This is a genomic window from Pseudomaricurvus sp. HS19, assembly GCF_009857815.1.
GTDB lineage: Bacteria > Pseudomonadota > Gammaproteobacteria > Pseudomonadales > Cellvibrionaceae > Pseudomaricurvus.
Window position 1 is genome coordinate 1 of the sequence record NZ_WVVW01000028.1, and the last position, 773, is coordinate 773.

Sequence of the window (773 nt, forward strand, 5' to 3'; positions counted from 1 at the left end):
CAAAATGCAGCCAGGCCGGCATGGCGCCGGTCGATAACGTCAGCGTGTCACCACTGTCGATATCGGCAAAGGTGTCAGCAGGCACCGCAAACGTGAACACCGCATCCTCATCTGCAGGAGGAGCGGTTATGACATGACTGACCACCGGTACGTCGTTGGTGCCCATCAGCTGAATAGTGATGGCATCTGCCTTGGTGGTGCCTGCACCGGTGGTGTCGGTCACCGTCACCGGGATCACCAGGGTTTTGGGTTCACCTTCCGCCAGTGACTGATAGGCTGCGTCGCCAGGATCGAAGCTCCAGCTGCCATCAGTATGCAGCGTGAAGCCTGGGACGCCAGCGGTGGTGGTGAACTCGACACTATTGCTGGAATCCGGATCAATGACGGTCAAGTGGCTGCTGAAGACCCGCTCATCTTCCGTCACAGGTAACTGCACACTGCCCGACAACTTGGGAACATCATCAGTACCGGTCAGGGTAATGGTCAGTGTACTGTGACCTACCCCACCATGACTGTCGGTAACAGTGATTGGGATAACGATGTCCTGCTTCTGCCCCGCAGCGAGATGGTCATACGCCGAATCAGTGGCATCAAAAGTGTAGCGCCCATCGGCATGCAATCTGAACCCCAGCTCGGATGCCGTAGTGTGGTAGGTAAGATGCTCTCCCGCGTCCGGATCAAAGGCAATCAGGTAATCGTTCAGGGCAGTTCCACCTTCCGTCACCGATTTGCTCACCGGCGTCAGTACCGGTGGGTCGTTAACGTTGTTCACC

General features: G+C 56.9%; 1 protein-coding gene. It reads right to left on the reverse strand.

Annotated features, from left to right (window positions below):
* The coding region (locus GSF27_RS17690; protein ID WP_160971393.1) for a VCBS domain-containing protein at positions 1 to 773 on the reverse strand (773 nt) is incomplete at both ends.